The 25,870-nt window shown below is 62.6% G+C and carries 22 protein-coding genes and 1 pseudogene; 15 read left to right on the top strand and 8 right to left on the bottom strand.

What is annotated here, in order from left to right; translation table 11 throughout:
- Window positions 1-43 precede the first annotated feature (43 nt).
- From AB7M33_RS03675 to gap, 3 genes are all read right to left on the bottom strand, one after another.
- On the bottom strand, window positions 44-1,006 hold the full coding sequence (locus tag AB7M33_RS03675; RefSeq protein ID WP_099453039.1) for a FecR family protein: 963 nt from the start codon (window positions 1,004-1,006) through the stop codon (window positions 44-46).
- Window positions 1,007-1,097: 91 nt separating this feature from the next.
- The gene (locus AB7M33_RS03670; protein WP_454242439.1) at window positions 1,098-1,610 is read right to left on the bottom strand and encodes an RNA polymerase sigma factor; all 513 of its coding nucleotides are present in this window, start codon (window positions 1,608-1,610) and stop codon (window positions 1,098-1,100) included.
- Between the two features lie 230 nt (window positions 1,611-1,840).
- Window positions 1,841-2,842 carry a type I glyceraldehyde-3-phosphate dehydrogenase gene (gene gap, locus AB7M33_RS03665; protein ID WP_027595659.1) on the bottom strand — a complete coding sequence of 334 codons (1,002 nt, stop codon included), beginning with the start codon at window positions 2,840-2,842 and terminating at the stop codon, window positions 1,841-1,843.
- Window positions 2,843-3,105: 263 nt separating this feature from the next.
- Here gap and edd point away from each other — a divergent pair, with 263 nt between their 5' ends.
- The 10 genes from edd to AB7M33_RS03615 all read left to right on the top strand — a co-directional run bounded on the left by edd (window position 3,106) and on the right by AB7M33_RS03615 (window position 15,156).
- The gene (gene edd, locus AB7M33_RS03660; protein WP_454242438.1) at window positions 3,106-4,932 is read left to right on the top strand and encodes a phosphogluconate dehydratase; all 1,827 of its coding nucleotides are present in this window, start codon (window positions 3,106-3,108) and stop codon (window positions 4,930-4,932) included.
- The gene (locus AB7M33_RS03655; RefSeq protein ID WP_412764150.1) at window positions 4,929-5,888 is read left to right on the top strand and encodes a glucokinase; all 960 of its coding nucleotides are present in this window, start codon (window positions 4,929-4,931) and stop codon (window positions 5,886-5,888) included. The genes edd and AB7M33_RS03655 overlap by 4 nt, the downstream gene beginning before the upstream one ends.
- Window positions 5,889-6,112: 224 nt before the next feature.
- A complete protein-coding gene (gltR, locus tag AB7M33_RS03650) occupies window positions 6,113-6,838 on the top strand; it encodes a two-component system response regulator GltR (RefSeq protein ID WP_186675702.1) in 726 nt (241 codons plus the stop codon).
- On the top strand, window positions 6,819-8,273 hold the full coding sequence (locus AB7M33_RS03645) for an ATP-binding protein (RefSeq protein ID WP_027595663.1): 1,455 nt from the start codon (window positions 6,819-6,821) through the stop codon (window positions 8,271-8,273). Before gltR ends, AB7M33_RS03645 begins: the two co-directional genes overlap by 20 nt.
- Window positions 8,274-8,418: 145 nt before the next feature.
- Window positions 8,419-9,705: an ABC transporter substrate-binding protein gene (locus AB7M33_RS03640; protein WP_099428423.1), complete on the top strand. Its 1,287-nt coding sequence runs from the start codon at window positions 8,419-8,421 to the stop codon at window positions 9,703-9,705.
- 189 nt (window positions 9,706-9,894) lie between these two features.
- On the top strand, window positions 9,895-10,803 hold the full coding sequence (locus AB7M33_RS03635) for a carbohydrate ABC transporter permease (protein ID WP_027595665.1): 909 nt from the start codon (window positions 9,895-9,897) through the stop codon (window positions 10,801-10,803).
- Complete coding sequence (locus AB7M33_RS03630) at window positions 10,796-11,641, top strand: carbohydrate ABC transporter permease (protein WP_099428424.1); 846 nt, start codon at window positions 10,796-10,798, stop codon at window positions 11,639-11,641. The genes AB7M33_RS03635 and AB7M33_RS03630 overlap by 8 nt, the downstream gene beginning before the upstream one ends.
- Before the next feature lie 3 nt (window positions 11,642-11,644).
- Window positions 11,645-12,799, top strand: a complete 1,155-nt coding sequence (locus AB7M33_RS03625; RefSeq protein ID WP_454242437.1) for an ABC transporter ATP-binding protein — start codon at window positions 11,645-11,647, stop codon at window positions 12,797-12,799.
- A gap of 41 nt (window positions 12,800-12,840) precedes the next feature.
- Window positions 12,841-14,184 carry a carbohydrate porin gene (locus AB7M33_RS03620; RefSeq protein WP_238210281.1) on the top strand — a complete coding sequence of 448 codons (1,344 nt, stop codon included), beginning with the start codon at window positions 12,841-12,843 and terminating at the stop codon, window positions 14,182-14,184.
- Between the two features lie 117 nt (window positions 14,185-14,301).
- A complete protein-coding gene (locus AB7M33_RS03615) occupies window positions 14,302-15,156 on the top strand; it encodes a D-hexose-6-phosphate mutarotase (RefSeq protein ID WP_454242436.1) in 855 nt (284 codons plus the stop codon).
- On the opposite strand, the gene hexR is transcribed toward AB7M33_RS03615, so the two are convergent.
- Window positions 15,149-16,012, bottom strand: a complete 864-nt coding sequence (gene hexR, locus AB7M33_RS03610) for a DNA-binding transcriptional regulator HexR (protein WP_172960401.1) — start codon at window positions 16,010-16,012, stop codon at window positions 15,149-15,151. The genes AB7M33_RS03615 and hexR overlap by 8 nt on opposite strands.
- 211 nt (window positions 16,013-16,223) lie before the next feature.
- Here hexR and zwf point away from each other — a divergent pair, with 211 nt between their 5' ends.
- Genes zwf through AB7M33_RS03595 form a run of 3 tightly spaced genes read left to right on the top strand, consistent with a single transcriptional unit; the run spans window position 16,224 to window position 19,091 of the window.
- Window positions 16,224-17,693: a glucose-6-phosphate dehydrogenase gene (zwf, locus tag AB7M33_RS03605; protein ID WP_027595671.1), complete on the top strand. Its 1,470-nt coding sequence runs from the start codon at window positions 16,224-16,226 to the stop codon at window positions 17,691-17,693.
- A complete protein-coding gene (gene pgl / locus AB7M33_RS03600) occupies window positions 17,680-18,393 on the top strand; it encodes a 6-phosphogluconolactonase (RefSeq protein WP_454242435.1) in 714 nt (237 codons plus the stop codon). The genes zwf and pgl overlap by 14 nt, the downstream gene beginning before the upstream one ends.
- 17 nt (window positions 18,394-18,410) lie before the next feature.
- The gene (locus AB7M33_RS03595; protein WP_027595673.1) at window positions 18,411-19,091 is read left to right on the top strand and encodes a bifunctional 4-hydroxy-2-oxoglutarate aldolase/2-dehydro-3-deoxy-phosphogluconate aldolase; all 681 of its coding nucleotides are present in this window, start codon (window positions 18,411-18,413) and stop codon (window positions 19,089-19,091) included.
- Window positions 19,092-19,138: 47 nt separating this feature from the next.
- On the opposite strand, the pseudogene AB7M33_RS03590 reads toward AB7M33_RS03595, so the two are convergent.
- Window positions 19,139-19,371 (bottom strand): annotated as a pseudogene (locus tag AB7M33_RS03590) (transposase); the annotation flags it as partial.
- Window positions 19,372-19,712: 341 nt separating this feature from the next.
- Between AB7M33_RS03590 and AB7M33_RS03585 the strand changes: the two are divergent.
- Window positions 19,713-20,408 carry a monalysin family beta-barrel pore-forming toxin gene (locus AB7M33_RS03585; RefSeq protein WP_454242434.1) on the top strand — a complete coding sequence of 232 codons (696 nt, stop codon included), beginning with the start codon at window positions 19,713-19,715 and terminating at the stop codon, window positions 20,406-20,408.
- Window positions 20,409-20,430: 22 nt separating this feature from the next.
- The gene (locus AB7M33_RS03580) at window positions 20,431-21,168 is read left to right on the top strand and encodes a monalysin family beta-barrel pore-forming toxin (RefSeq protein ID WP_265970111.1); all 738 of its coding nucleotides are present in this window, start codon (window positions 20,431-20,433) and stop codon (window positions 21,166-21,168) included.
- A 58-nt stretch (window positions 21,169-21,226) separates the two neighbouring features.
- On the opposite strand, the gene leuA is transcribed toward AB7M33_RS03580, so the two are convergent.
- From leuA to xseA, 3 genes are all read right to left on the bottom strand, one after another.
- Window positions 21,227-22,900: a 2-isopropylmalate synthase gene (gene leuA / locus AB7M33_RS03575; RefSeq protein ID WP_085272692.1), complete on the bottom strand. Its 1,674-nt coding sequence runs from the start codon at window positions 22,898-22,900 to the stop codon at window positions 21,227-21,229.
- Window positions 22,901-23,313: 413 nt separating this feature from the next.
- Entirely contained in the window at window positions 23,314-24,141 is an 828-nt protein-coding gene (locus AB7M33_RS03570) for a peptidoglycan DD-metalloendopeptidase family protein (protein ID WP_454242433.1), read from the bottom strand.
- Between the two features lie 3 nt (window positions 24,142-24,144).
- On the bottom strand, window positions 24,145-25,524 hold the full coding sequence (xseA, locus tag AB7M33_RS03565; RefSeq protein ID WP_454242432.1) for an exodeoxyribonuclease VII large subunit: 1,380 nt from the start codon (window positions 25,522-25,524) through the stop codon (window positions 24,145-24,147).
- Window positions 25,525-25,870: the final 346 nt, after the last annotated feature.

Below are 25,870 nucleotides of genomic sequence, written 5' to 3'. Positions count from 1 at the left end.
CGTAAAAATAATTTATCGCGCAGGCAAGGGATGCAGCGGTCACTCAGTTGAGGATGACCACCGCGGGGTATTCATGCAGCCGGGCAGAGGTGATGTGGGCTAAGGCACGCAGGGTTTCCAACGGTTGGTCGAGGCGATAGTTGCCGGTCACCGCGACGTCTTCGAGGCCGGCGTTACGGTTGATGATCCAGCCGGGGTAGTAGCGCCTGACCTCGGCCAGCACCTGGCTCAACGGGCAGTTCTCGAACACCAGGCGGCCATCGACCCAGGCCAGGTCCTTTTGCATGTCTGCGCGCTGTCGCTGGCCAAAGCCCTGAGGGCCGACGCTGATGCTGTCGCCGGCACTGAGGCGGATGCGCTGGTCACTGGCGGCCTGCAGGTCAACGTCACCGCGCTGTACCCGCACCTGGGCTTCGCCGTCCAGGTACCGCACGGCAAAGTCGGTATCACGCACCTGGGCGCGCAAAGGGCCGGCCTGGACTTCGAGCGGCACTTGCCCGCCCTCAGGGACCTGGAAGTAGGCCTCGCCCTGGAGCAGACGGGCCACCTGACGCCCTTCGCGCAGGTCGCTGGCAAACGCCGAATTGGTGTTGAGCAGTACTTTTGCGCCATCGTCCAGCTGCAGGCGCTGGCGCTCACCGACCACGGTCAGGTGGTCGGCCTGCAGGCGCATGGGCAGGTTGCCGAGGGTGAACAGGCCGACCAGCAGCACTGCCGCGGTGGCCAAGGGCTTCCAGTGGCTGCGCAGGCGCCCGCGCAACGACCGACGCTGGCCCTGATGCAGTTGCACGGCAGCCTGGTGCAGCGGCATGCCGTTCCACAGCGCTTCTGCTTCAACGTAGGCTTCGGCGTTTTCCGGTGCGGCGCTGAGCCAGGCTTCGAAGGCCTGGGTGTCCTGTGCATCGGCGCATTGCAGGCGTACCAGCCAGTCCAGCGCCTCGTCCCTGGCACGGGCACGGGCATTGAGCCCGGCGGGTGTCGGGCGAGGGGCGGGGTGGTCGGTCACGGTGAATCCTTGAAAGGGTTATTCACGAATGATCAAGGCTAAGGCGGGGTGTGGCAAGCGCTTTGCGTTGCCTGGCGGGCCGGTGGTCGTTTCACTTGAGACGGTCGGCGACGCCCATGCAGATCGCCATGATCAGTTTCAGTTCCTTCTGAACCGTGCTGGCGGAGACGTTCAATTGCTCGGCGATTTCCAGGTAGGTGGCGCCATGCAGGCGGCTGAGGATGAAGATGCGCTGCTGGCGCTCGCTGAGTTGGTTGAGGCTGACGCTGAGGTGCTCGAGCAACTGCTCGGCGTGGGCGGCGTCTTCGCTGCTGCTGGCAGGGGCGGCAATGCTGTGCAGCACATCGTCGGGCACGTCGTCGACCAGCATGCGTGCTTGCACCCGGCGTGCGCGCAGGTGGTCGAGGGCCAGGTTGCGCGCAGTCTGGAACACGAAGGGTTCGATATGCTCGATGGGCCGCTCACTCAAGGCACGGGACACCCGCAGGTAGGTTTCCTGCAGCAGGTCCTCGGCCGTGCTGGGGTTGCCCACCATGCGTTGCAGGGTGCGCAGCAGGGTGAGGCGCTGGACGAGGAAGACGGAGTTGAACCGGGACTGACTCACGGGGGGACCTGGCCGACGAAAGGTTAATGATAATGCTTATCATCTGTACCAAAGGTCAAGTCTGGAAGTGTTTAGAAATGGTAAAGATTGTGGTTACCCCAACCTAGCGCATCCCCGTGTAGGAGCAGCCTTGTGCTGCGAAGAGGCCGGTAGACGCACCGAAAATGCTGGGCTGTACCGGCCTCTTCGCAGCACAAGGCTGCTCCTACAGGGAAACGTATGCCGCTGGGTTACTGGGCGCTGCACAACGCCAGGCAGTTATCCAGCATCCGGTTAGAGAAGCCCCATTCATTGTCATACCAGGCCAGCACCTTGAGCATCCGCCCATTGGCCCGGGTATGGTTGGCATCGAAGATCGACGATAACGGGTTGTGGTTGAAATCGCAGGAAACCAAAGGCAATGCGTTGTAGCCCAATACTCTGGAATGTCGGCTGGCTTCGAGGAACAGTTGGTTGACTTCGTCGGCGCTGGCTTCGCGCTTGAGGTTGACGGTGAGGTCCACCAGCGACACGTTGATCACCGGTACCCGCACCGCCATGCCGGTCAGCTTGCCGGCCAGCTCCGGCAGCACCAGGCCCACGGCTTCGGCGGCGCCGGTCTTGCTGGGGATCATCGACTGGGTGGCCGAGCGCGCCCGGTACGGGTCGCTGTGGTAGACGTCGGTGAGTACCTGGTCGTTGGTGTAGGCATGGATGGTGGTCATCAGGCCCTGCTCGATGCCGAACTCGCGGTGCAGCACCTGGGCGATGGGCGCCAGGCAGTTGGTGGTGCAGGAGGCGTTGGAAATGATCTGGTGCGAAGCGCGCAGCACGTCGTGGTTGACCCCGTACACCACGGTGGCATCGGCGCCCTTGGCTGGCGCCGAGACGATCACTTTGCCAGCCCCGGCGGCGAGGTGCGCGGCGGCCTTGGCGCGTTCGGTGAACAGCCCGGTGCATTCGAACACCACGTCGATCGCTTCGGCCTTCCAGGGCAGTTCGGCCGGGTTGCGGATGGCACTGACTGCGATGCGGTCACCATTGACCGTCAGGCTTTCATGATCGGCTTCGACGCTGGCGTCGAAGGTGCCGTGCACGCTGTCGTACTTGAGCAGATGGGCGTTCATGGCGCTGTCGCCCAGGTCGTTGATGGCGACGACCTGCAGGTCCTGGCGGTAGCCTTGGGTATACAGTGCGCGGAGGACATTACGCCCAATGCGGCCGAATCCATTGATGGCGATGCGAAGGGTCATGGCATTACCTCTGGCGGTTCGAGTGAGGCCTGTGGCACAAAGGGGCTTCACTGAAACGGTTTTGTTGTTGGAATTACAAGATTATTCACTATCAGATAGAAAACAAGCCTTTTTAGTGGCAGTATTTTGTTTAAACATACAACGAGTGGTCGGGCAGGCCACCCCAGCGAGACCTCCAGGCCCTTTCTTAGAGCCTAGGTCGCAATCGTTTGGAGGGGAAATGCCCGGTAAGCCGCCCCTACAGTTAGCCTGGAGTCCAGTACATGCACCCGCGCATCCTTGAGGTCACCCAACGGCTGGTCGAACGCAGCCGTGCCACCCGTGAACGCTACCTGCAGCTGATTCGCGGCGCGGCCAGTGACGGACCCATGCGTGCCAGCTTGCAGTGCGCCAACTTCGCCCACGGCGTCGCCGGTTGCGGCGCGCAGGACAAGCAGAGCCTGCGCCTGATGAACGCGGCCAACGTCGCCATCGTCTCCGCCTACAACGACATGCTCTCGGCCCACCAGCCGTACCAGCACTTCCCCGAACAGATCAAACAAGCCCTGCGCGAAGTCGGCTCGGTTGGCCAGTTCGCCGGCGGGGTGCCGGCCATGTGCGATGGCGTGACCCAGGGCGAGCCGGGCATGGAGCTGGCCATTGCCAGCCGTGAAGTGATCGCCATGTCCACCGCTGTTGCCCTGTCGCACAACATGTTCGACGCCGCGCTGATGCTCGGCATCTGCGACAAGATCGTCCCCGGCCTGATGATGGGTGCGCTGCGCTTCGGGCACTTGCCGACCATTTTCGTGCCAGGTGGCCCGATGCTGTCGGGCATCTCCAACAAGCAGAAGGCCGACGTGCGCCAGCGCTACGCCGAAGGCAAGGCCAGCCGCGAAGAACTGCTGGAATCGGAGATGAACTCCTACCACAGCCCAGGCACCTGCACCTTCTACGGCACCGCCAACACCAACCAGCTGGTGATGGAAGTGATGGGGCTGCACCTGCCGGGCGCCTCGTTCGTCAACCCTTACACGCCATTGCGTGACGCGCTCACCGCCGAGGCAGCGCAGCAGGTCACGCGTATGACCAAGGCCAGCGGCAGCTTCATGCCGCTGGGCGAGATCGTCGACGAGAAGGCGCTGGTCAACTCGATCGTCGCCTTGCACGCCACCGGCGGCTCCACCAACCACACCTTGCACATGCCGGCGATCGCCCAGGCGGCAGGCATCCAGTTGACCTGGCAAGACATGGCCGACCTGTCCGAAGTGGTGCCGACGTTGTCTCACGTCTACCCCAACGGCAAGGCCGACATCAACCACTTCCAGGCCGCCGGCGGTATGGCTTTCCTGATTCGCGAGCTGCTCGATGCCGGCTTGCTGCACGAAGACGTCAACACCGTGGCAGGCCATGGCTTGCGCCGTTATACCCAAGAGCCGTTCCTCGACAACGGCAAGCTGGTCTGGCGCGAAGGGCCGACGCAGAGCCTGGACGAAAGCATTCTGCGCCCAGTGGCGCGGCCGTTCTCAGCCGAAGGCGGCCTGCGGGTGATGGAAGGCAACCTGGGGCGTGGTGTGATGAAAGTCTCCGCCGTTGCCCCCGAACACCAGGTGGTGGAGGCCCCGGCGCGGATCTTCCACGACCAGCAGTCGCTGGCCGATGCCTTCAAGGCCGGTGAGCTGGAGCGCGACTTCGTCGCCGTGGTGCGCTTCCAGGGGCCGCGTTGCAACGGCATGCCCGAGCTGCACAAGCTGACGCCGTTCCTGGGTGTGCTGCAGGACCGCGGCTACAAAGTGGCGCTGGTGACTGACGGGCGCATGTCGGGCGCGTCGGGCAAGATCCCGGCCGCCATCCACGTGTGCCCCGAAGCTTACGATGGCGGCCCGCTGGCGCGCGTGCGCGAGGGTGATATCGTGCGGGTCGATGGCGTCGCCGGCACGCTGCAGGTGAAGGTATCGGCCGAAGAACTGGCCAGCCGTGACCTGCCACCCGCCCCCCAAGGCAATGACCTGGGTTGCGGGCGCGAGCTGTTCGGCTTCATGCGCATGGCGTTCAGCCCGGCCGAGCAGGGCGCCAGCGCCTTTACCTCGGCTTTGGAGAACCTCAAATGAAGGACTTGCTGGTTGGCGACATCGGTGGCACCAATGCCCGTTTTGCGTTGTGGCGTGACAACCAGCTGTACCAGGTGAAGGTATTCGCCACCGCGGACTACACAAGCCCTGAGCAGGCCATCGAGGCCTACCTGAAGGATCAGGGCATTGCCCGGGGTGGCCTGTCGGCGGTGTGCCTGGCGGTGGCCGGGCCGGTCGATGGCGATGAGTTTCGCTTCACCAACAACCATTGGCGCCTGAGCCGCCGTGCGTTCTGCAACACGCTGCAGGTCGAGCGGCTGATGCTGATCAACGACTTCTCGGCCATGGCGTTGGGCATGACCCGCCTGCAAGCGGGCGAGTTTCACGAGGTGTGCCCTGGCCATGCCGACCCGCTGCGGCCTGCGCTGGTAATCGGGCCCGGTACCGGGCTGGGTGTCGGCAGCCTGCTGCGCCTTGGCGAGCAGCACTGGCAGGCGCTACCCGGTGAAGGTGGGCATGTCGACCTGCCGGTGGGCAATGCCCGCGAGGCCGCGATCCACCAACAGATTCACAGCCAGATTGGCCATGTCAGTGCCGAGACCGTGCTCAGTGGCGGAGGCCTTGTGCGCTTGTATCAAGCACTGTGCGCGCTGGATGGCGACACACCGCGGCACAAGACCCCGGCGCAGATTACCGATGCCGCCCTGGGCGGTGAGCCGCGGGCGTTGGCGGTGGTCGAGCAGTTCTGCCGCTTCCTGGGCCGCGTGGCGGGTAACAATGTGCTGACCTTGGGCGCGCGCGGTGGGGTTTATATTGTCGGGGGCGTGATCCCTCGGTTTGCCGAGCTGTTCCTGCGCAGTGGGTTTGCCACGAGCTTTGCCGACAAGGGCTGCATGAGTGGGTATTTTGCCGGGGTGCCGGTGTGGTTGGTGACGGCGGAGTTTTCGGGGCTGCTGGGGGCCGGGGTGGCGTTGCAGCAGGCGCTGGATCGCTGATGGGGCCGCTTTGCGGCCCTTCGCAGCACAAGGCTGCTCCTACAGGATGGCGCTGGATCATTGATGGGGGCACTTTGCTGCCTTTCGTACAGGATGGCGCTGGATCATTGATGGCGCGATTCCTGTAGGAGCAGCCTTGTGCTGCGAAGGGCTGCAAAGCAGCCCCAATGGCAATACCCGACAGCAGGCAAAAAGACCTGCACACAACAAGAGGACGGACCATCTTGAGCACTGCCGGAAAATCGATCCTGATGGTCGACGACGACCAGGAAATCCGCGAACTGCTGCAAACCTACCTGAGCCGCTCCGGCTTCCAGGTACACGCCGAGGCCGACGGGCGAGGCTTTCGTCAGGCCCTGGAAAACACGCCCTGCGACCTGGTCATTCTCGATGTGATGCTGCCCGATGAAGATGGCTTCAGCCTGTGCCGCTGGGTGCGTCAACACCCGCGTCAAGCGCGGGTGCCGATCATCATGCTCACCGCCAGCTCTGACGAAGCCGACCGGGTCATCGGCCTGGAGTTGGGCGCCGACGACTACCTCGGCAAACCGTTCAGCCCGCGTGAGCTGCAGGCGCGGATCAAGGCCTTATTGCGCCGTGCCGAGTTCGGCCAGGCGGCGCCGAGCAGCGCCGTGCTGGCCTTCGATGACTGGCGCCTGGACACGGTCAGCCACCGCCTGTTTCACCGCGATGGCGAAGAGGTGATCCTGTCGGGTGCCGATTTCGCCCTGCTGAAACTGTTTCTCGATCACCCCCAGCAAATCCTCGACCGCGACACCATCGGCAATGCCACCCGGGGGCGTGAACCGATGCCGCTGGACCGTATCGTCGACATGGCGGTCAGCCGCCTGCGCCAGCGTCTGCGCGACACCGAAAAGCCACCACGGCTGATCCGCACCGTGCGTGGCAGTGGCTACCTGCTGGCTGCCCATGTCTGCTGCGCTTCCTGAGCGGCGCTGGCGCCTGCTGCCGCGCTCGCTGCTGGGGCGCATGCTGCTGCTCACCTTGCTGGTGGTGCTGCTGGCCCAAGGCTTGTCCAGCGTCATCTGGGTCGCTCAATTGCGTGCCAGCCAGTTACAAGGCCTGCGCGCCAGTGCCAGCAGCCTGGCCCATTCGATGAGTGCCAGCGTCAGCTACTTCCGCTCGCTGCCCGTGGCCTACCGGCCGATGGTGCTCGACCAGCTGCGCAGCATGGGTGGCACGCGCTTTTTCGTGTCGCTCAACGACAAGCCGCTGGACATGCCGGTGCTGCCCGTCACCCCACGCAAGCAGGCGGTGATCGAGGTGTTCCAGCAGGTGCTGCACGAACGCTTGGGGCCGCAGATGGAAGTCAGCGTGGCGTTCGTCGCCCCTGATGACCTGCGCATTTTCAACAGCGGCCTGAAACTCGATGAGCTGCCACGTTCCTGGGCGCATTATTCGCTGACCCTAGAGCCGCTCAACCCACCCGTACTGGTGACACAGATCCGCCTGGGCGAGGGTGAGTGGCTGTACATCGCCTCGCTGCTGCCCGAGCCCTACACCGGCCTTGAGGCCGAGCGCCTGCCCCGCCAGCAGATCGGTTTCATCGTGCTCACCACCGCCTTGCTGTTGCTGTTCATCGGCCTGTTGGTGCACTGGCAAAGCTGGCCACTCAAGCGCCTGGCGCGCGCTGCGCGGGAGTTGTCGCTGGGCGCCGATGTGGCCCCCGTGGCCGAAGGCGGGGGCAGCGAGGTGGTTGAAGTCGGCCGGGCCTTCAACAGCATGCGCGAGCGTATCAGCCGCTACCTGACCGAACGCAGCCAGCTGTTCAGCGCTATTTCCCATGACCTGCGCACGCCCATCACGCGCTTGCGCCTGCGCGTCGAACTGCTGGAAGACGAGCGCCTGCAGGCCAAGTTCAGCCAGGACCTGGATGAGCTGGAGTTGTTGGTCAAAGGCGCGTTGCAGTGTGTGAAAGACACCGATATCCACGAGAACATCGAGCCGGTCGACCTTAACCAGGTGCTGGACATCCTGGCTGAGCCTTACCTTGGCGATGGCCGCATCACGGTGGAGGGCCAAGCGCTGGCGCCCTACCCGGGCAAGCCGCTGGCGTTGCGCCGCTGCATCGGCAACTTGATCGACAACGCCATCAAGTACGGCGAGCGCGCGCGGTTGCGGGTCATCGACAGCGCCGAGGGCTTTGTCCTGCAGGTCGATGACCACGGGCCGGGGGTGCCGCAGCAGCAGATGGAGCAGGTGTTCGAGCCGCACTTCAGGCTGGCCGGGCAGCAGCAGGGGTACGGGTTGGGCTTGGGGATTGCGCGCAACATCGCCCATAGCCATGGCGGTGAAGTGAGCTTGCTCAACCTGCGCGAGGGTGGTTTGCGGGTCACGTTGTATCTGCCGCGAGGGCTGGAGTGAGCGTGTGTGCGGGTATCCCCGCGAATGTCACCAAACGATGACATTCGCGCATCGCTTCGTTACCTGGCGCGTCGGCCACGCCGCTTAGACTGCATGCAACGCAAGCGACCGACTTGCACGGCATAACAACAAGAAAGGTGCTTCGATGAATTCCACGCTCCGTCTCGCTGCCGCGATTTCCCTCGCTTCTCTGTTCCCCCTCAGCGCCCTCGCTGCCGATGCCAAAGGCAATGTCGAGGTCGTGCACTGGTGGACCTCCGGTGGTGAAAAGGCCGCTGTCGATGTGCTCAAGGCGCAAGTCGAGAAAGATGGTTTTACCTGGAAGGACGGCGCAGTTGCCGGCGGTGGTGGGGCCACGGCCATGACCGTGCTGAAAAGCCGCGCGGTGGCCGGCAACCCGCCAGGCGTCGCGCAGATCAAAGGCCCCGATATCCAGGACTGGGCCGCGACCGGCCTGCTCGACAGCGACGTGCTGAAGGACGTGGCCAAGGACGAAAAATGGGACAGCCTGCTCGACCAGAAAGTCGCTAACGTCGTCAAGTACGAGGGCGACTACGTCGCCGTGCCGGTCAACATCCACCGCACGAACTGGCTGTGGATCAACCCTGAGGTCTTCAAAAAGGCCGGCATCGAAAAAGCGCCCGCGACCCTCGACGAATTCTATGCCGCCGCCGACAAGCTCAAGGCGGCCGGCTTCATCCCGCTCGCCCACGGTGGCCAGCCGTGGCAGGACAGCACTGTCTTCGAAAGCGTGGCGCTCTCGGTGATGGGCGTGGAAGGCTACAAGAAGGCCATGGTCGACTTGGACAACGCCACATTGACCGGCCCGGACATGATCAAGGCGTTGACCGAGCTGAAGAAGATCGCCACCTACATGGACCCTGACGGCAAAGGCCAGGACTGGAACCTGGAGGCGAACAAGGTCATCAACGGCAAGGCCGGCATGCAGATCATGGGTGACTGGGCCAAGAGCGAGTGGACCTTGGCCAACAAGGTCGCGGGCAAAGACTATCAGTGCGTGCCGTTCCCCGGCACGAGCAATGGCTTCCTGTACAACATCGACTCGCTGGTGGTGTTCAAGCAGAAGGACCCCGGCACGGCGGCCGGCCAGCAGGACATCGCCAGGAAGGTGCTGGGTACGGACTTCCAGAAGGTGTTCAGCACCAACAAAGGCTCGATCCCGGTGCGTAACGACATGCTCGCCGACATGGGCGCGTACGGCTTCGACGCCTGCGCCCAGACCTCGGCCAAGGACTTCCTGGCTGACGCCAAGACCGGCGGCTTGCAGCCGAGCATGGCGCACAACATGGCCACCACGCTGGCCGTGCAGGGCGCCTTCTTCGATGTGGTGACCAACTACATCAACGACCCCAAGGCCGATCCGGCCGACGCGGCGAAGAAGCTGGCAGCGGCGATCAAGGCCGCCCAATAGCCAATTCCAAATCAGGCGCATTGCTCTTGTAGGAGCGGCCTTGCGTCGCGAAGGGCTGCGTAGCAGCCCCAGGCCCTCAAGAAAAAGACAACCCGACAGAGCGTGCAGGCTGCCCGTGGGGCTGCTGCGCAGCCCTTTCGCGACGCAAGGCCGCTCCTACACAAGTGAGCAACGCCTTTAAGGTGATCTATGACCACAACCACCGCCCAACTGCGGGCCTCACCCCTGGACGCTCTCCAGCGCTGGCTACCCAAACTGGTACTGGCACCGAGCATGTTCATCGTCCTGGTCGGCTTCTACGGCTACATCCTGTGGACCTTCGTGCTGTCGTTCACCACCTCGACGTTCTTGCCCACCTACAAGTGGGCGGGTTTAGCGCAGTACGCGCGGCTGTTCGACAACGACCGCTGGTGGGTGGCGAGCAAGAACCTGCTGCTGTTCGGCGGCCTGTTCATCGCCATCAGCCTGGCCATCGGCGTGTTGCTGGCGGTGCTGCTGGACCAGCGCATCCGCCGCGAAGGCTTCATCCGCACTATCTACCTGTACCCCATGGCCCTGTCGATGATCGTCACCGGCACCGCCTGGAAGTGGCTGCTCAATCCCGGCATGGGCTTGGACAAACTGCTGCGCGACTGGGGCTGGGAAGGTTTTCGCCTGGACTGGCTGATCGACCCTGACCGGGTGGTGTACTGCCTGGTGATCGCCGCGGTATGGCAGGCCTCGGGCTTCATCATGGCGATGTTCCTGGCCGGCCTGCGTGGCGTCGATCAGTCGATCATCCGCGCCGCCCAGATGGACGGCGCCAGCCTGCCGCGCATCTACTGGACCGTGGTCCTGCCAAGCCTGCGCCCGGTGTTTTTCAGTGCGCTGATGATCCTCTCGCACATCGCCATCAAGAGCTTCGACCTGGTGGCGGCGATGACCGCCGGTGGCCCGGGGTACTCCTCCGACCTGCCGGCGATGTTCATGTATTCGTTCACCTTCAGCCGCGGCCAGATGGGCATGGGCTCGGCCAGCGCCATCCTCATGCTCGGGGCGATCCTGGCGATCCTCGTGCCTTACCTGTACTCGGAGCTGCGGAGCAAACGCCATGCATAGCCCTGCCGACAAACCGGCGCTGAGCCTCGGCCGCCTGGCCATCCACGCGGTACTGCTGCTTGCCGTGGTGCTGTACCTGGTACCGCTGGTGGTGATGCTGCTGACCAGCTTCAAAACCCCGGAAGACATCAGCACCGGCAACCTGCTGAGCTGGCCGACGGTGGTCAGCGGCATTGGCTGGGTCAAGGCCTGGGGTACCGTCAGTGGTTACTTCTGGAACTCGATCTTGATCACCGTACCGGCGGTGCTGATCTCCACGGCCATTGGCGCGCTGAATGGCTATGTGTTGTCGATGTGGCGCTTCCGCGGTTCGCAGCTGTTCTTCGGTTTGCTGTTGTTCGGCTGCTTCCTGCCGTTCCAGACCGTGCTGCTGCCAGCCTCGTTCACCCTCGGCAAGCTCGGCCTGGCCAGCACCACCGGTGGCCTGGTGCTGGTGCACGTGGTCTACGGCCTGGCCTTCACCACGCTGTTCTTCCGCAACTTCTACGTGAGCATCCCCGATGCGCTGGTCAAGGCCGCGCGCCTGGACGGTGCCGGGTTCTTCACCATTTTCCGCCGCATCATCCTGCCGATGTCGACACCGATCATCATGGTCTGCCTGATCTGGCAGTTCACCCAGATCTGGAACGACTTCCTGTTCGGCGTGGTGTTCTCCAGCGGCGACTCGCAACCGATCACCGTGGCCCTCAACAACCTGGTCAATACCAGCACCGGGGCCAAGGAATACAACGTCGACATGGCGGCGGCGATGATCGCCGGCCTGCCAACCCTGCTGGTCTACGTGGTGGCAGGCAAGTATTTCGTCCGCGGCCTCACCGCCGGCGCCGTCAAGGGGTAAGTCATGGCAACGCTAGAACTTCGCAATGTGAACAAGACCTACGGCAGCGGCCTGCCGGACACCCTCATGGACATCCAGCTATCGATCAAGGACGGCGAGTTTCTGATCCTGGTCGGCCCTTCGGGCTGTGGCAAGTCGACCTTGATGAACTGCATCGCCGGCCTCGAGCACATCAGCGGCGGCGCGATCCTCATCGATGACCAGGACGTCAGCGGCATGAGCCCCAAGGACCGGGACATCGCCATGGTGTTCCAGTCCTACGCGCTGTACCCGACCATGAGCGTGCGCGAGAACATCGAGTTTGGCCTGAAGATTCGCAAGATGCCCCAGGCCGCCATCGACGAAGAGGTGGCGCGGGTGGCCAAGCTGCTGCAGATCGAGCACCTGTTGGCGCGCAAGCCGGCGCAGTTGTCCGGTGGCCAGCAGCAGCGTGTGGCCATGGGCCGGGCGCTGGCGCGGCGGCCGAAGATCTACCTGTTTGACGAACCGCTTTCCAACCTCGACGCCAAGCTGCGGGTCGAGATGCGCACCGAAATGAAACTGATGCACCAGCGCCTGAAGACCACCACGGTGTATGTCACCCACGACCAGATCGAAGCCATGACCCTGGGCGACAAAGTGGCAGTGATGAAGGACGGCATCATCCAGCAGTTCGGCACCCCGCAGCAGATCTACAACGACCCGGCCAACCAGTTCGTCGCCAGCTTCATCGGCTCGCCGCCGATGAACTTCATCCCAGCTCGTCTGGCCCGGCAAGAGGGGCGCCTGCTGGCGCTGCTCGACAGCGGCCAAGCGCGCTGTGAGCTGCCCTTGGGCCTGGCCAGTGATGAATTGGACGGGCGCGAGATCATCCTCGGCATCCGCCCCGAGCAGATCGCCCTGGGCGCGGGGGAGGGCAACGGCCTGCCCGGCATTCGCGCCGAAGTGCAGGTGACCGAGCCTACCGGGCCTGACCTGCTGGTGTTCGTCACCCTCAACCAGACCAAGGTCTGCTGCCGCCTGGCCCCAGATGTGGCGTGCCGGGTTGGCGACAGCCTCAACCTGCAGTTCGACCCGGCGCGGGTGCTGCTGTTCGACGCTGCCAGCGGTGAGCGCCTGGACGTGAACACCGCCAACGCTTCAGTGAAGGACAACGTGACTCACTTCAAGAGCCGTTGAATCGTCTACACCATCAATAAGAAAAAAGAGGACGCAAAGGGATGGAACAGCGCAATCGCATCAAGACCTTGGGCTCATTGGCCTTGCTTGCCGTGGTGGGCAGCAGTGGGGCGCAGGCCGCCGAGGCTTTCTCCAGTGAGTCAAAATGGATGACCGGCGACTGGGGCGGCACCCGCACCGAACTGCTGGATAAAGGCTACGACTTCACCCTCGACTACGTCGGCGAAGTGGCTGGTAACCTCAACGGCGGCTACAACGACGACAAGACGGCGCGCTACAGCGACCAGTTTGCCCTTGGCGCGCACTTGGACTTGCAGAAGATCCTGGGTTGGCACGATGCCGAATTCAAATTGGCGATCACCGAGCGCAGCGGCCGCAACCTGTCCAACGACCGCATCAGCGACCCGCGTGCCGGGCAGTTCAGCTCGGTGCAGGAAGTGTGGGGGCGCGGCCAGACCTGGCGGCTGACGCAGATGTGGGTCAAGCAGAAGTACTTCGACGGGGCGCTGGACGTCAAGTTCGGCCGCTTCGGCGAAGGCGAGGACTTCAACAGCTTCCCCTGCGACTTCCAGAACCTGGCGTTCTGCGGCTCGCAGGTGGGCAACTGGGTGGGGGGCATCTGGTACAACTGGCCGGTCAGCCAGTGGGCGCTGCGGGTCAAGTACAACATCACGCCGGAATTCTTCGTCCAGGTCGGCGCCTTCGAGCAAAACCCCTCGAACCTTGAAACCGGCAACGGCTTCAAACTCAGCGGCAGCGGCACCAAGGGTGCGATCCTGCCGGTGGAGGCGGTGTGGTCGCCCAAGGTCAATGGCCTACCGGGTGAATACCGCCTGGGTTACTACTACAGCACGGCCAAGGCCGACGACGTGTATGACGACGTCAATGGCAACCCCCAGGCCCTGACGGGCGCCGCTTTCAAGTCGCACTCGAGCAAGCACGGTTGGTGGGTGGTGGCGCAGCAGCAGGTCACGGCCCACGCCGGTGACGTCAACCGTGGCCTCAGCCTGTTTGCCAACTTTACCGTGCACGACAAGGCCACCAACGTGGTCGACAACTACCAGCAGGTCGGCCTGGTGTACAAGGGCGCCTTCGATGCTCGGCCCAAGGATGACATCGGCTTTGGCGTGGCGCGGATCCACGTCAACGACGACGTGAAGAAGCGCGCCGAGCTGCTCAATGGCCAGAGCGGCATCAACGACTACGACAACCCAGGCTTCGTGCCGCTGCAGCGCACCGAGTACAACGCCGAGCTCTATTACGGCTTCCACGTCACCAACTGGCTGACCGTGCGCCCGAACCTTCAGTACATCAAGAGCCCCGGTGGGGTGGATGAGGTGGATAACGCGCTGGTCGCGGGCTTGAAGATTCAGTCGTCATTCTGAGGGCATTTGTTGTAAATTTACGCCAATCCATTTTCGGCTCCCGGCATCCACTGGCTTGCAGTGGTTGTCGGGGATAGGCCGAGACAGCGCTATCTCAAACAACAAGAGCTCTGAACCATGCCCGAACATCCGCTACATCGCTTCTTTTCCTCGCAACGGCCCCGGCCGACGTTCGAGTGGGAGCGTTACCAGCAGCGCGATGTGCTGATCATCGACCACCCCCGTTGCCAGGCGGTATTCAGCCGGCAGGGTGCGCAGTTGCTGCACTTTCAACCGGCCGGCGAACGGCCTTGGCTGTGGTGCGCCGAACAGTGGCCGCAAGTGGGCGCCATTCGTGGCGGGGTGCCGGTGTGCTGGCCCTGGTATGGCCGCCACCCCAGCGAAGACTTGTGGCCGGCCCATGGCTGGGCGCGCCTGCTCGACTGGAAGCTGGTGGACAGCCGCGAGGATGAAGAGGGTGTGACGCTGAAGTGGCGGTTGGACCTGTGCGACTGGCAGGTCGACCTGCATGCGCGGCTGGGCAGCCGTATGGAGCTGAGCCTGAGCACCGAGCACCAGGACAGCGAACCCTGCCAGCTGAGCCATGCGCTGCTGGCGTACTGGCGTATCAGTGACGTGTCCGAGATAGCGCTGTCTGGGCTCGAGGACATCGAAGGTTACGACCGCCTGAACCGCCAGGCCTGCCGCGAAGATGGCGCGCTGAAGCTCAAGGGCGGCTGCCAGAAAGTGTGCCCGGGCACCCCGCGGGTGCAGCTACAGGACCCGGCCTGGCAGCGGGAGCTGTGCATCGATACCGGTGACAGCGACGATACCGTGGTCTGGCACCCGGGCAATCGCCCGCTGATGGGCGTGAGCGGTCGCGAGTGCCTGGGCTTTGTCTGTGTCGAAGCCGCCAGCGGCAGTGGCGAGGGCCTCAGCCTGGCCCCGGGGCAGCGTGCCCACTTGCGTTTGCAGGCGCACCGGCTCAGTTGAGCTCGTCGTCCTCGATCGGGTAGCGGCTGGCGTTGAGGCTTTCCTTGATCTTGCGCAGGTGCGGCTGGAAGTCCACGCCGCGGCGCAGGGTCATGCCGGTGGCCAGCACGTCGAGCACGGTCAGCTGGATGATCCGCGAGGTCATCGGCATGTAGATGTCGGTGTCTTCTGGCAACGGAATGTGCAGGCTCAGGCTGCAGGCCTGGGCCAGCGGCGAGCCGGCAGCGGTCAGGCCCAGTACCGAGGCGCCGTTTTCGCGGGCCACGCGCGCCACCTCGACCAGCTCACGGGTGCGGCCGGTGTAGGAGATGATCACGAACAGGTCGCCGGTGTGGGCCACCGAGGCCAACATGCGTTGCATCAACACGTCGGCGTGGGCCGACACCGCCAGGTTGAAGCGGAAGAACTTGTGCTGGGCGTCCAGCGCCACGGGGGCCGAGGCACCCAGGCCGAAGAAGTGGATCTGCCGGGCCTGGATCATCATGTCCACGGCGCGGCTGACCTGCTGCGGGTCAAGTTGCTGGCAGGCACTGTCGAGCGAGGCGATGGCGCTGCCGAAAATCTTCTGGGTGTAGGCGGCAGGGTCATCGTCGGCCTCGACCGCGCGGCTGACATAGGCAGCGCCACTGGCCAGGCTCTGCGCCAGTTGCAGCTTGAGCTCGGGGTAGCCGCTGACGCCGAACGAACGGCAGAAGCGGTTGACGGTCGGTTCGCTGACCTTGGCCGCCTGGGCCAGCGCAGCAATGCTGAACCGGGTGGCTTGTTGTGGGTTGAGCAGGATGACTTCGGCGACTTTGCGTTCGGCCTTGTTCAGCTCGTCGAGGCGTCCCTGGATCTGTTCCAGGAGGTTTCGCACGCGGTCCATGGGTGTGTCCTTGGGTCGGGAAGACAGCCGGCTGACGGAGCAGCAGGCCTTTTGCACGGTCGTCTATCGTACTGTCGGTGCGTGTGGCGCACCACTTGTCTGTAATACTCGTCGGTAATGTTGTTAGTTTTACTACATTACCCCTTGAAAACCGTATGTGAAAGCGGTATTCCTAGACCAACTTTAGGAAAGAACCAACATCATGGCTGCGATCAGTGTCGAACCTTGCACCTTTGCCCTGTTTGGCGCCCTGGGCGACCTGGCATTGCGCAAGCTGTTTCCTGCGCTCTACCAGCTCGACCGCGCCGACTTGCTGCACCCGGACACGCGTCTGTTGGCGCTGGCCCGCGAGAGCGGCAGTGCGCAGGAACACCTGAACACCATCGAAGCGCATTTGCGCCGACATGTCCCCGACGCCGACCTCGAGCCCGCGACACTGGGCCGCTTCCTCGGCCGGCTGAGCTACCAGCACCTGGATTTTCTCCAGCCCGAGGGCTACCAGGCGCTGGCTGAGCAATTGCCAGGCGAGCTGCCCTTGATTGCCTATTTCGCCACGGCGGCAGCCGTTTATGGCGCCATCTGCGAGAACCTCGACAGAGCCGGCCTGGCCTCCCGTACCCGGGTGGTGCTGGAAAAGCCGATCGGCCACGACCTGGAGTCGTCGCGCCGGGTCAACGATGCCGTGGCACGGTTCTTCCCCGAGAACCGGGTGTACCGCATCGACCACTACCTGGGCAAGGAGACGGTGCAGAACCTGATCGCGCTGCGCTTTGCCAACAGCCTGTTCGAAACCCAGTGGAACCAGAATTCGATCTCCCATGTGGAGATCACCGTGGCCGAAAAGGTCGGCATCGAAGGCCGCTGGGGCTATTTCGACAAGGCCGGCCAGCTGCGTGACATGATCCAGAACCACCTGCTGCAGCTGTTGTGCCTGATCGCCATGGACCCGCCCAGCGAACTTTCAGCCGACAGCATTCGCGACGAGAAGGTCAAGGTGCTCAAGGCCCTGGCACCGATCACCGGCGAAGGGCTGAGCACCCGTGTGGTGCGTGGCCAATACATTGCCGGTTACAGCGACGGCAAACCGGTGCCCGGTTACCTGGAAGAAGACAACGCCAACGCGCAGAGCGACACCGAGACGTTCGTTGCCCTGCGCGCCGACATCCGCAACTGGCGCTGGTCGGGCGTGCCGTTCTACCTGCGCACCGGCAAGCGCATGCCGCAGAAGCTGTCGCAGATCGTCATCCACTTCAAGGAAACACCGCACTACATCTTCGCCCCGGAACAACGTTTGCAGGTGGGTAACAAGCTGATCATCCGCCTGCAACCGGACGAAGGTATTTCTTTAAGGGTGATGACCAAGGAGCAAGGCCTGGACAAGGGCATGCAACTGCGCAGCGGCCCGTTGCAGCTGAATTTTTCCGATGCCTGGCGCAGCGCGCGGATTCCGGATGCCTACGAACGCCTGTTGCTCGAGGTGATGCGCGGCAACCAGAACCTGTTCGTGCGCAAGGATGAAATCGAATATGCCTGGAAATGGTGCGACCAGTTGATCGCCGGCTGGCAAAGCGCAGGTGATGCGCCCAAGCCTTACGCCGCGGGCTCCTGGGGGCCGATGAGCTCGATTGCACTGATTACACGAGATGGGAGGGCGTGGTATGGCGATATCTGAACTGCAACTGCCGGCGGTGGTGAAGGCGCACGAACTGGCGGATGCCAAGACCCTGGCCGCAACGCTGGCCCGGGATGTGGCCGAGCGCCTGCGGGCAGCAATTGCCGCCAAAGGCCAGGCCTGCGTGGTGTTGTCCGGTGGTCGCAGCCCGGTGCCGTTTCTCGAGCGCTTGGCCGCCGAGGCGCTGGACTGGTCGAAGGTCACCGTAAGCCTCGCGGATGAGCGCTGGGTGCCGGTGGAGCATGCCGACAGCAATGCCGGCCTGCTGGCCCGCCACCTGCTCAAGGGCGCGGCCGCCAAAGCACGCTTCATGGGCCTGTATCAGCAGGCCGAAAATCTTGAACGCGCCGCCGCCAACGCCGACCAGGCGCTGGCAGACCTGCCCGCCATCGACGTGTTGGTGCTGGGCATGGGTGACGATGGCCATACCGCCTCGCTGTTCCCGAACAGCCCCAACCTGGACGAAGGCCTGGCCCCAAACAGCTCCCGTCGCTGCCTGCCGATGCTGGCGCCCAGCGTGCCACACCAGCGCCTGTCGATGACCCGCGCCTTGCTGGCCAGTGCCGCGTTTACCGCACTGTCTGTGCAAGGCCAGGGCAAACTCGCTACCCTGCGCGCCGCGCTGGCTGGCGAAGACCTTACCGAAATGCCGATACGCGCCTTTCTTCACGACCCCCTGGACATCTACTGGTGCCCATGAGCCAAGGATCCACTGTCATGACCACCCTTGAACGCCCACAGACTCTGCTCTCGATGGCCGACAAAGCCGCCCGGATCGACGCGATCTGCGACAAGGCGCGCATCCTGCCGGTGATCACCATCGCCCGTGAGGAAGACATCCTGCCGCTGGCCGACGCCTTGGCTGCGGGCGGCATTCGTACCCTTGAGGTGACCCTGCGTTCCCAGCACGGCCTGAAGGCCATTCAGGTGCTGCGCGAGCAGCGCCCAGAGCTGTGCATTGGTGCCGGTACTGTGCTCGATCGCAGCATGTTCGCGGCAGTCGAAGCGGCTGGCGCGCAGTTCGTCGTCACCCCGGGCATCACCCAGGACATTCTCGAAGCCGGTGTGCAAAGCGATATCCCGCTGCTGCCGGGTATCAGTACGCCGTCCGAGATCATGATGGGCTACGCCTTGGGCTATCGCCGGTTCAAGTTGTTCCCGGCGGAAATCAGCGGTGGCGTGGCGGCGATCAAGGCGTTTGGCGGCCCGTTTGGCGACATTCGTTTCTGCCCGACCGGCGGGGTAAACCCGGCCAATGTGCGCAACTACATGGCGCTGCCCAACGTGATGTGCGTGGGTGGCACCTGGATGCTCGACAGCAGCTGGATCAAGAACGGCGACTGGGCACGGATCGAGGCGTGCAGTGCCGAGGCGATGGCGTTGTTGGACGCTAACTGAGTTTGTTGTGTGCTTTACGGCTTATGGGGCGCTTGGTCGGCGCCCCCTTTTTTTACCTTGATCCGGTTGTTAATCCCTTGTAGCTGTCCAGTGTGCATGGGCAAACGCACCCTGCTCAGGATGCCGCGCCAGTAGCCCCTCCGACGTTTAGCAAACTGCTTCAGTGCCGGTAACGCACTTCCATCAGCAAGCCATGCCACTGCGCTTGCTTGATGAGCTTACGTGGAAGTTTGTCATGCCGCAGGCGGTTGGCCTCGTCCACTCGAACCCAGTTAATCATCATCTATCAAGCCGCCGTTCTTGTTTCTGTCTTTCCCGGGATTCCGTGAAGAACCTTTTTTAAGTGTTAAGAAGCATCTTGGCTGAAGATGCTGTGACAGCGACTTAGTGGTCTACACCTATTTCCCTGCGAGAAATCAATCGCAGCCACACTTTTCCAGTATTCAGTGAAGAACTCTTTAATGTCTGCTGTTGTGCAGTGCATTGATGCTTTCAATCTTAATGCAGTCAGCCCTCTGCTCATGGAGCTTATTTAAACGGGGTGAGAACTCTTTCCCGATTACTTATGCCATAAAGTGATGGCTATGATGATGCGCCAATTTTGATCGCGGAGCGTCAGTAATGAGTGATTACGCATCAGTAAGAGTTAAAGGGTCGTATGAAATAGAGCGAAGTCTTTACTCCTTGAGTGTAGGCGAGTCTGGAGTTTTGGTAGGTGGTGATACGGTTCTAGGCGCTATACATGTTCACGGAGAGTCACTGGAGTGTTTCACTCGGCCGGTCTATGCGTATCTGGCGCATTGTGAGATGGTGCAAAGCACCGTCTCGGGGGGCTTTGTTCATCGTCAATCCTATCAATGCGGTTTCAGTAGCTGGTTTTATTCCGAAGTGGTGGGGGGCTTCAAAGTCAGTCCGGGCATCGATCGAGTCAATGCCCTGTCGGGCATTGTGAGTGGTGTATCTCCGCACAAACTGTGGGCGAAGCCAAGTGCTTGTTTCAAGGACATTTCCCTGGGTGGAGGGGGGCACTTCTCTGTCTATCAAATGCACATGGTGTATGCCCATTGTGCAGTGGATAAGTCATTAAAAAAAATTCAGGGCAGTCACACGCTATCTGAGGCATTTCATAGTGTTGATAGCCAACGGATCATGCTGTCGTCCCTTGGCTTCGACCGGATCTTGGCAGTCAAGCTTGAAGATAGCGTCGAGCCTGAGTCGTGGAGTGCAGTAAAGCAGAAACTACTGCAGGAATCAGCTGGCGATATGACGTCGTTCGCTGATGTCGGACAGATTGAGAAATTCAATCGTTACATTTGAGTAAGAATACTGGAGATGTTGCATGAGCTTTATTGATAAAGAAATGATCAGGCAGATTGATAATTTCCCTCACAAGCGTGGGCTTTACGACATTGAGAAGCATTTATATGGGGGGGATGGAAAAGTCAATGCTGGCTGCTGGATTTTTGGCGATACTGTCTATGGGGATATGTATCTCGGGAGTCAGAACTGGGGTACCTACAGTACGCCGATCTTGGCCTATCTTGAGTACCTGGGGATAGCTCGCGTACCCAGTAAAGTCACGCATGCTGAGGAAGTTTCCACTGTAGAGGGATACAGTTACGCATTCACTTCTTCCATGGAAGCTGAAGTCAATCTAGGTGCTGGTTTTTTGGGCAGTTCAGTGGGGGTGAAGTTAACGTCTAGTGCGACTGAGGGAATCAGCAAATCAAGTGCCCGCTCCCGAAAAATTGAAATTGAAGGACCTGGAGTTTATGGTTTTTATCAGATGCATTTGGTATATGCCCATTGTGTCACGGGGGCTGGGAGTCTTGCAGATTACTTCAAGTATGCAAAGACAAAACAAATAGGCGGTGAGGCATTCAGGGAAGACCTCTGTATTCTGACCTCGATGGCAACCAGTTCCATTATCACTGTGGCCAGCGCGAACTCTGTGAAGCCATTAGGGTGGAGTGAGATACAAGAAGCCGCCTTGATGAAGGGGCACAACTTCCCTGGAAATAGTGGCCGATGGATATTTAATTACGGCGCTTACCATACGCCTGGCAGCCGATACTGAGTGAGGGTGATGCTGTAAAAGAAACCGCACGCTGGGTGCGGTTTCTTTACAACGCGCATCAGGCCGCTTTGGCTTCCTGCTGGCTCAGCGAGCGGTTAAGCGCGCTGAACAATGCCTTGAAGCTGGCTGTGGTGATGTTTTCATCGATGCCCACACCATGAACCGGGCGGCCGCCGGCTACGCGCAGCTCGATGTACGCTGCCGCCTTGGCATTGGTGCCGGCGCCAATGGCGTGCTCGTTGTAATCCATGATTTCTACGGCGATCGGCAGGCCGGCCACCAGGGCTTCCAGGGCGCCATTGCCCTTGCCGCGCCAGTGCAGGGTGGTTTCGCCTTCGCCGGCGACTTCCACTTCCACGGCGCTGTGGCCGTTTTCTTCCTGCAGGCGGTGGCTGACCAGCGCATACGGGGCGTTGGCCTGGAGGTATTCCTTCTGCAGCAGGCTGTAGATCTGCTTGGCGGTCATTTCCAGGCCGAGGCGGTCGGTTTCACCCTGTACCACTTGGCTGAATTCGATCTGCATGCGGCGCGGCAGGCTGATGCCGTATTCCTGCTCGAGCAGGTAGGTGATGCCGCCTTTGCCCGACTGGCTGTTGACGCGGATGACCGCCTCGTAGCTGCGGCCGATGTCGGCCGGGTCGATCGGCAGGTAGGGCACTTCCCACAGCTCGCCTTCCTGTTGCTTGGCGAAGCCCTTGCGGATGGCGTCCTGGTGCGAGCCGGAGAACGCGGTGTGGACCAGGTCGCCCACGTACGGGTGACGTGGGTGCACCGGCAGTTGGTTGCACTCTTCGACGACTTTGCGCACGCCGTCGATGTCGGAGAAGTCCAGCTGCGGGTCGATGCCTTGGGTGTAGAGGTTCAGTGCCAAGGTCACCAGGTCGACGTTGCCGGTACGCTCGCCGTTGCCGAACAGGCAGCCTTCGGCGCGATCGGCGCCGGCCATCAGGCCCAGTTCGGTGGCGGCGATGCCGGTGCCGCGGTCGTTGTGGCAGTGCAGGCTGATGATCACGCTGTCACGGCGGCTGATGTTGCGGCAGAACCACTCGATCTGGTCGGCGTAGATGTTCGGCGTGGCGACTTCTACGGTGGCCGGCAGGTTGAGGATCAGCTTGTGCTCAGGGGTCGGGTTCCACACCTCGATGACCGCGTCGCAGACTTCCTTGGCGAACTCCAGCTCGGTGGCGCTGAAGGTTTCAGGCGAGTACTGGAAGGTCCACTGGGTTTCCGGCTGCTGGGCGGCATACTTGACGAACAGTTTGGCCGCGTTCACCGCGATGTCTTTCACGCCTTGCTTGTCCTGGTTGAAGACAATGCGGCGGAACGACGGGCTGGTGGCGTTGTACAGGTGGACGATGGCCTTCTTGGCACCGCGCAGCGATTCGAACGTACGGGCGATGAGGTCTTCACGGGCCTGGGTCAGCACCTGGATGGTGGTGTCGTCCGGGATGTGGCCGTCTTCGATCAGGGTACGTACGAAGTCGAAATCGGTTTGCGAAGCGGACGGGAACGAGGCTTCGATTTCCTTCACGCCAACCTGCACCAGGGTCTTCCAGAAACGCAGCTTCTTCTCCGAATCCATCGGCTCAATCAGCGACTGGTTGCCATCACGCAGGTCGGAGCTGCACCAGATCGGCGCTGCAGTGATGGTTTTCGACGGCCAGGTGCGGTCAGGCAGGTCGATGGTCGGGAACGCGCGGTATTTCTTCGAAGGGTCTTTGAGCATGGTCATGGAAGCAATCCTTTTGTATGCGGCCGAGATCGGGCCTGCCGAGCAATAACGAGATGAAAAGGCGAGGCGACGCGATTCACCCTGGTAGTCGGGCACTGACCAGGCAGAGGCTGCGATGTTGTCGGAGCAGAATGAGGGTGCTGAAGGTTTTCATGCCTCAACCCTAACCAGTGGGGTGAGGGATGGCAAGTGTTCGTAAAAAATTGAGAGAAATGCTCAAAAAAAGCTGAGTGGCGAGATTTTATCGCTGAAAATTAATTCAGGTCTTTGAATTGTTGCGCGGTATATTTCGATGGCGCAACAGAGGGGAAGTGATGTCGACTGTGACGGCCTCTTCGCGGGTAAACCCGCTCCCACAGGGTTTCGCGATCCCTGTAGGAGCGGGTTTACCCGCGAAGCAGGCGCTGCCGATCTCAGGGCTGGAATGCGCCGATGAAGATAGCGGGATCGACCCGAGCATCATTCAGGCTGACATTCCAGTGCATGTGCGGCCCGGTCGCCCGCCCGGTCGACCCCACGCGCCCGACCACATCGCCTCGGCGCAGCTGTTGGCCAACCTTCACATCGATCTTCGACATGTGGCAGAACATGCTGATGAAGCCCTGGCCGTGGTCGACGAACACCGTGCGGCCGTTGAAGAAGTAATCACCCACCAGGATTACCTTGCCGTTGGCCGGGGTCTTGATTGGCGTGCCGGCCGGCACGGCGAAGTCCAGCCCGGCATGCGGGTTGCGCTCTTCGCCGTTGAAGAAGCGGCGCACGCCGAACTTGCTCGACAGCGGGCCGCTGACCGGTTTGTCGAGGATCAGGTTGCTCGGCAGGGTCGGGCTGAAGCTGCGGTAGGCCTTGATCTGCTCGGCCAGCTCGCGGTCGATGCGCTTGAGGTCGGCCGGGTTTGGGTTGACCTGGCGTGTGTTCTTCAGGGTGATGCGCTGCTCGGGGTAGTTCTTGCTGCCGACCGTGAAGGGCAGGTTGCGGCCACCTTGGCTCAACACCGCGGTGCCGGGCTTCTGGGTCAGCGGAATGCCGACGATCGCCAGCCAGTTGTCCTGCTCCTTGACCACCAGCACCGGCTTACCGTCAAAGCGCGCGCTCGGCGCTGCGCTGCCGGGGCCTAGATCGACCACCGCCACGCCGCCGGGCACCGGTTTGTTCAAGGTACGGGTGATATAGCTGGCCTGGGCGCCGCTGGCCAGCAACAGCAGGGAAAGGGCGAGCAGGGGCGCGAGCAAGCGGGGCATGAGTCAGTCCAGTAGTGAGAGGGTGACGGGCGTCAGGTGGTTGTCTTCGACGCGCACCTGCAGTTCGCCTTCATTGAGGCGGGCGGTAAGACGCTGGCCGTTGTGGGTTTGCTCGGCGCTGCGGATGGCCTGGCCACGCTCATCGAGCAGGATGCTGTAGCCGCGGGCGAGGGTGGCCAGCGGGCTGACCACTTGCAGCGTCTGCAGTTGTGCCTGGAAGCGCTGGCGACGGTCCTTGAGCACCTCGCGCATGGCCCGGGGCAGGCGTTCGGCGAGGCTGTCCAGGCGCTGGTTGAGCAGCTTCAGGGTGCGACCTGGGTGTTGCGCGGCCAGGCGCGTGTCGAGGCGCCCCAGGCGCTCGCGGCGCTGGTTGAGGTTGTTCATGAAGGCGCGACGCAGGCGCATGTCCAGGTCGTCCAGGCGCTGGGCTTGCTGGCGCAGGCGCTCACCCGGATGGCGCAGGCGTCGGGCCAGCGATTCCACGCGCAGGCGGTCGTGGCTCAGGCGGTTTTGCATGCGCAGCAGCAGGCGCCGTTGCAGGCCGTCGAGGCGTTGCTGCAGGCCGCTGTTGTCGGGGGCCAACAGTTCGGCGGCGGCCGATGGCGTGGGGGCGCGTACGTCGGCGACGAAATCGCAGATCGACACGTCGGTCTCATGGCCGACGGCGCTGACGATGGGCGTGACACAGGCGGCCACGGCACGTGCCACGGCTTCCTCGTTGAAGCTCCACAGGTCTTCCAGTGAGCCGCCGCCACGGGCCAGGATCAGCGCATCAAAACCGAGGCTGTCGGCCAGTTGTACGGCGCGCACGATCTGGGCGATGGATTCGCGGCCCTGTACGGCCGTAGGGATCAGGTTCAGTTCGACCTGCGGGGCGCGGCGGCCGAATACGCTGATGATGTCGCGGATCACCGCGCCGGTGGGCGAGGTGATGATGCCGATGCGCTGCGGGTGGGCCGGCAGCGGCTTTTTGCGCTCGGCGCTGAACAGGCCCTCGGTGCCGAGTTTTTCTTTCAAGGCCTCGAATGCCAGGCGCAGGGCGCCATCCCCGGCCGGTTCGACGGTGTCGAGAATCAGCTGATAGTCGCCACGTCCCTCGAACAGCGAGACCTTGCCCCGCACCCGCACCGCGAGGCCATCACGCAGGGCCTGACGGACCCGCGTGGCGTTCTGGCGGAACAGCGCGCAGCGCACCTGGGCGCCGCTGTCCTTGAGGGTGAAGTACATGTGGCCGGAGGCCGGGCGGGCGAGGTTGGAAATCTCGCCTTCCACCCAGACGCTGCGGAATACGTCTTCCAGCAGCACCCGGGCGCGGCCGTTGAGCTGGCTGACGGTGAGGACCTCGCGGTCCAGGCCGAGTCGTTCGAAAGGGTCTCTGATCATGGTGGGCATCATAAAGGACATCGGGGGGTGGCGGGAATTGGGTTGGGGCGTGCGGGTGTAGGGCGGTGGATTTTTAGCGCCTGGGAGATCGAGCGCCGCCCGCGCGGCGCATCGCGAGCAACGCTCGCTCCTACGTCTGTTTCGGGCCAGTAACGCCTGTGACAGGCGCGCGCGACCGCCTTGTTGGTCCGACGCGATATCGCGCCAAGCGCCAAGGCGGCCGCGCGCGTTTTCCCCAGGAATAACTGGCCCGAAACAGACGTAGGAGCGAGCGTTGCTCGCGATGCGCCGCGCGGGCGGCGCTCGATCTCAACACCGCCGAAAATCCCCCGTCATGCACCAAGGC

The organism is Pseudomonas sp. Y3 TE3536, from assembly GCF_053629175.1.
Note: the sequence above shows the minus strand (reverse complement) of the source record. Positions and strands in the feature narration are given on the sequence as shown.

Excerpts from the sequence above, each read along its gene's own strand:
- pgl (WP_454242435.1), top strand. The coding sequence starts at position 17,680 with ATGGCGATATCTGAACTGCAACTGCCGGCGGTGGTGAAGGCGCACGAA.
- AB7M33_RS03570 (WP_454242433.1), bottom strand. The coding sequence starts at position 24,141 with ATGCCCCGCTTGCTCGCGCCCCTGCTCGCCCTTTCCCTGCTGTTGCTG.
- AB7M33_RS03595 (WP_027595673.1), top strand. The coding sequence starts at position 18,411 with ATGACCACCCTTGAACGCCCACAGACTCTGCTCTCGATGGCCGACAAA.
- edd (WP_454242438.1), top strand. The coding sequence starts at position 3,106 with ATGCACCCGCGCATCCTTGAGGTCACCCAACGGCTGGTCGAACGCAGC.
- AB7M33_RS03620 (WP_238210281.1), top strand. The coding sequence starts at position 12,841 with ATGGAACAGCGCAATCGCATCAAGACCTTGGGCTCATTGGCCTTGCTT.
- AB7M33_RS03645 (WP_027595663.1), top strand. The coding sequence starts at position 6,819 with ATGTCTGCTGCGCTTCCTGAGCGGCGCTGGCGCCTGCTGCCGCGCTCG.
- AB7M33_RS03615 (WP_454242436.1), top strand. The coding sequence starts at position 14,302 with ATGCCCGAACATCCGCTACATCGCTTCTTTTCCTCGCAACGGCCCCGG.
- AB7M33_RS03585 (WP_454242434.1), top strand. The coding sequence starts at position 19,713 with ATGAGTGATTACGCATCAGTAAGAGTTAAAGGGTCGTATGAAATAGAG.
- AB7M33_RS03580 (WP_265970111.1), top strand. The coding sequence starts at position 20,431 with ATGAGCTTTATTGATAAAGAAATGATCAGGCAGATTGATAATTTCCCT.
- xseA (WP_454242432.1), bottom strand. The coding sequence starts at position 25,524 with ATGATCAGAGACCCTTTCGAACGACTCGGCCTGGACCGCGAGGTCCTC.
- AB7M33_RS03635 (WP_027595665.1), top strand. The coding sequence starts at position 9,895 with ATGACCACAACCACCGCCCAACTGCGGGCCTCACCCCTGGACGCTCTC.
- AB7M33_RS03655 (WP_412764150.1), top strand. The coding sequence starts at position 4,929 with ATGAAGGACTTGCTGGTTGGCGACATCGGTGGCACCAATGCCCGTTTT.
- leuA (WP_085272692.1), bottom strand. The coding sequence starts at position 22,900 with ATGACCATGCTCAAAGACCCTTCGAAGAAATACCGCGCGTTCCCGACC.
- gap (WP_027595659.1), bottom strand. The coding sequence starts at position 2,842 with ATGACCCTTCGCATCGCCATCAATGGATTCGGCCGCATTGGGCGTAAT.
- AB7M33_RS03640 (WP_099428423.1), top strand. The coding sequence starts at position 8,419 with ATGAATTCCACGCTCCGTCTCGCTGCCGCGATTTCCCTCGCTTCTCTG.
- AB7M33_RS03625 (WP_454242437.1), top strand. The coding sequence starts at position 11,645 with ATGGCAACGCTAGAACTTCGCAATGTGAACAAGACCTACGGCAGCGGC.
- zwf (WP_027595671.1), top strand. The coding sequence starts at position 16,224 with ATGGCTGCGATCAGTGTCGAACCTTGCACCTTTGCCCTGTTTGGCGCC.
- AB7M33_RS03630 (WP_099428424.1), top strand. The coding sequence starts at position 10,796 with ATGCATAGCCCTGCCGACAAACCGGCGCTGAGCCTCGGCCGCCTGGCC.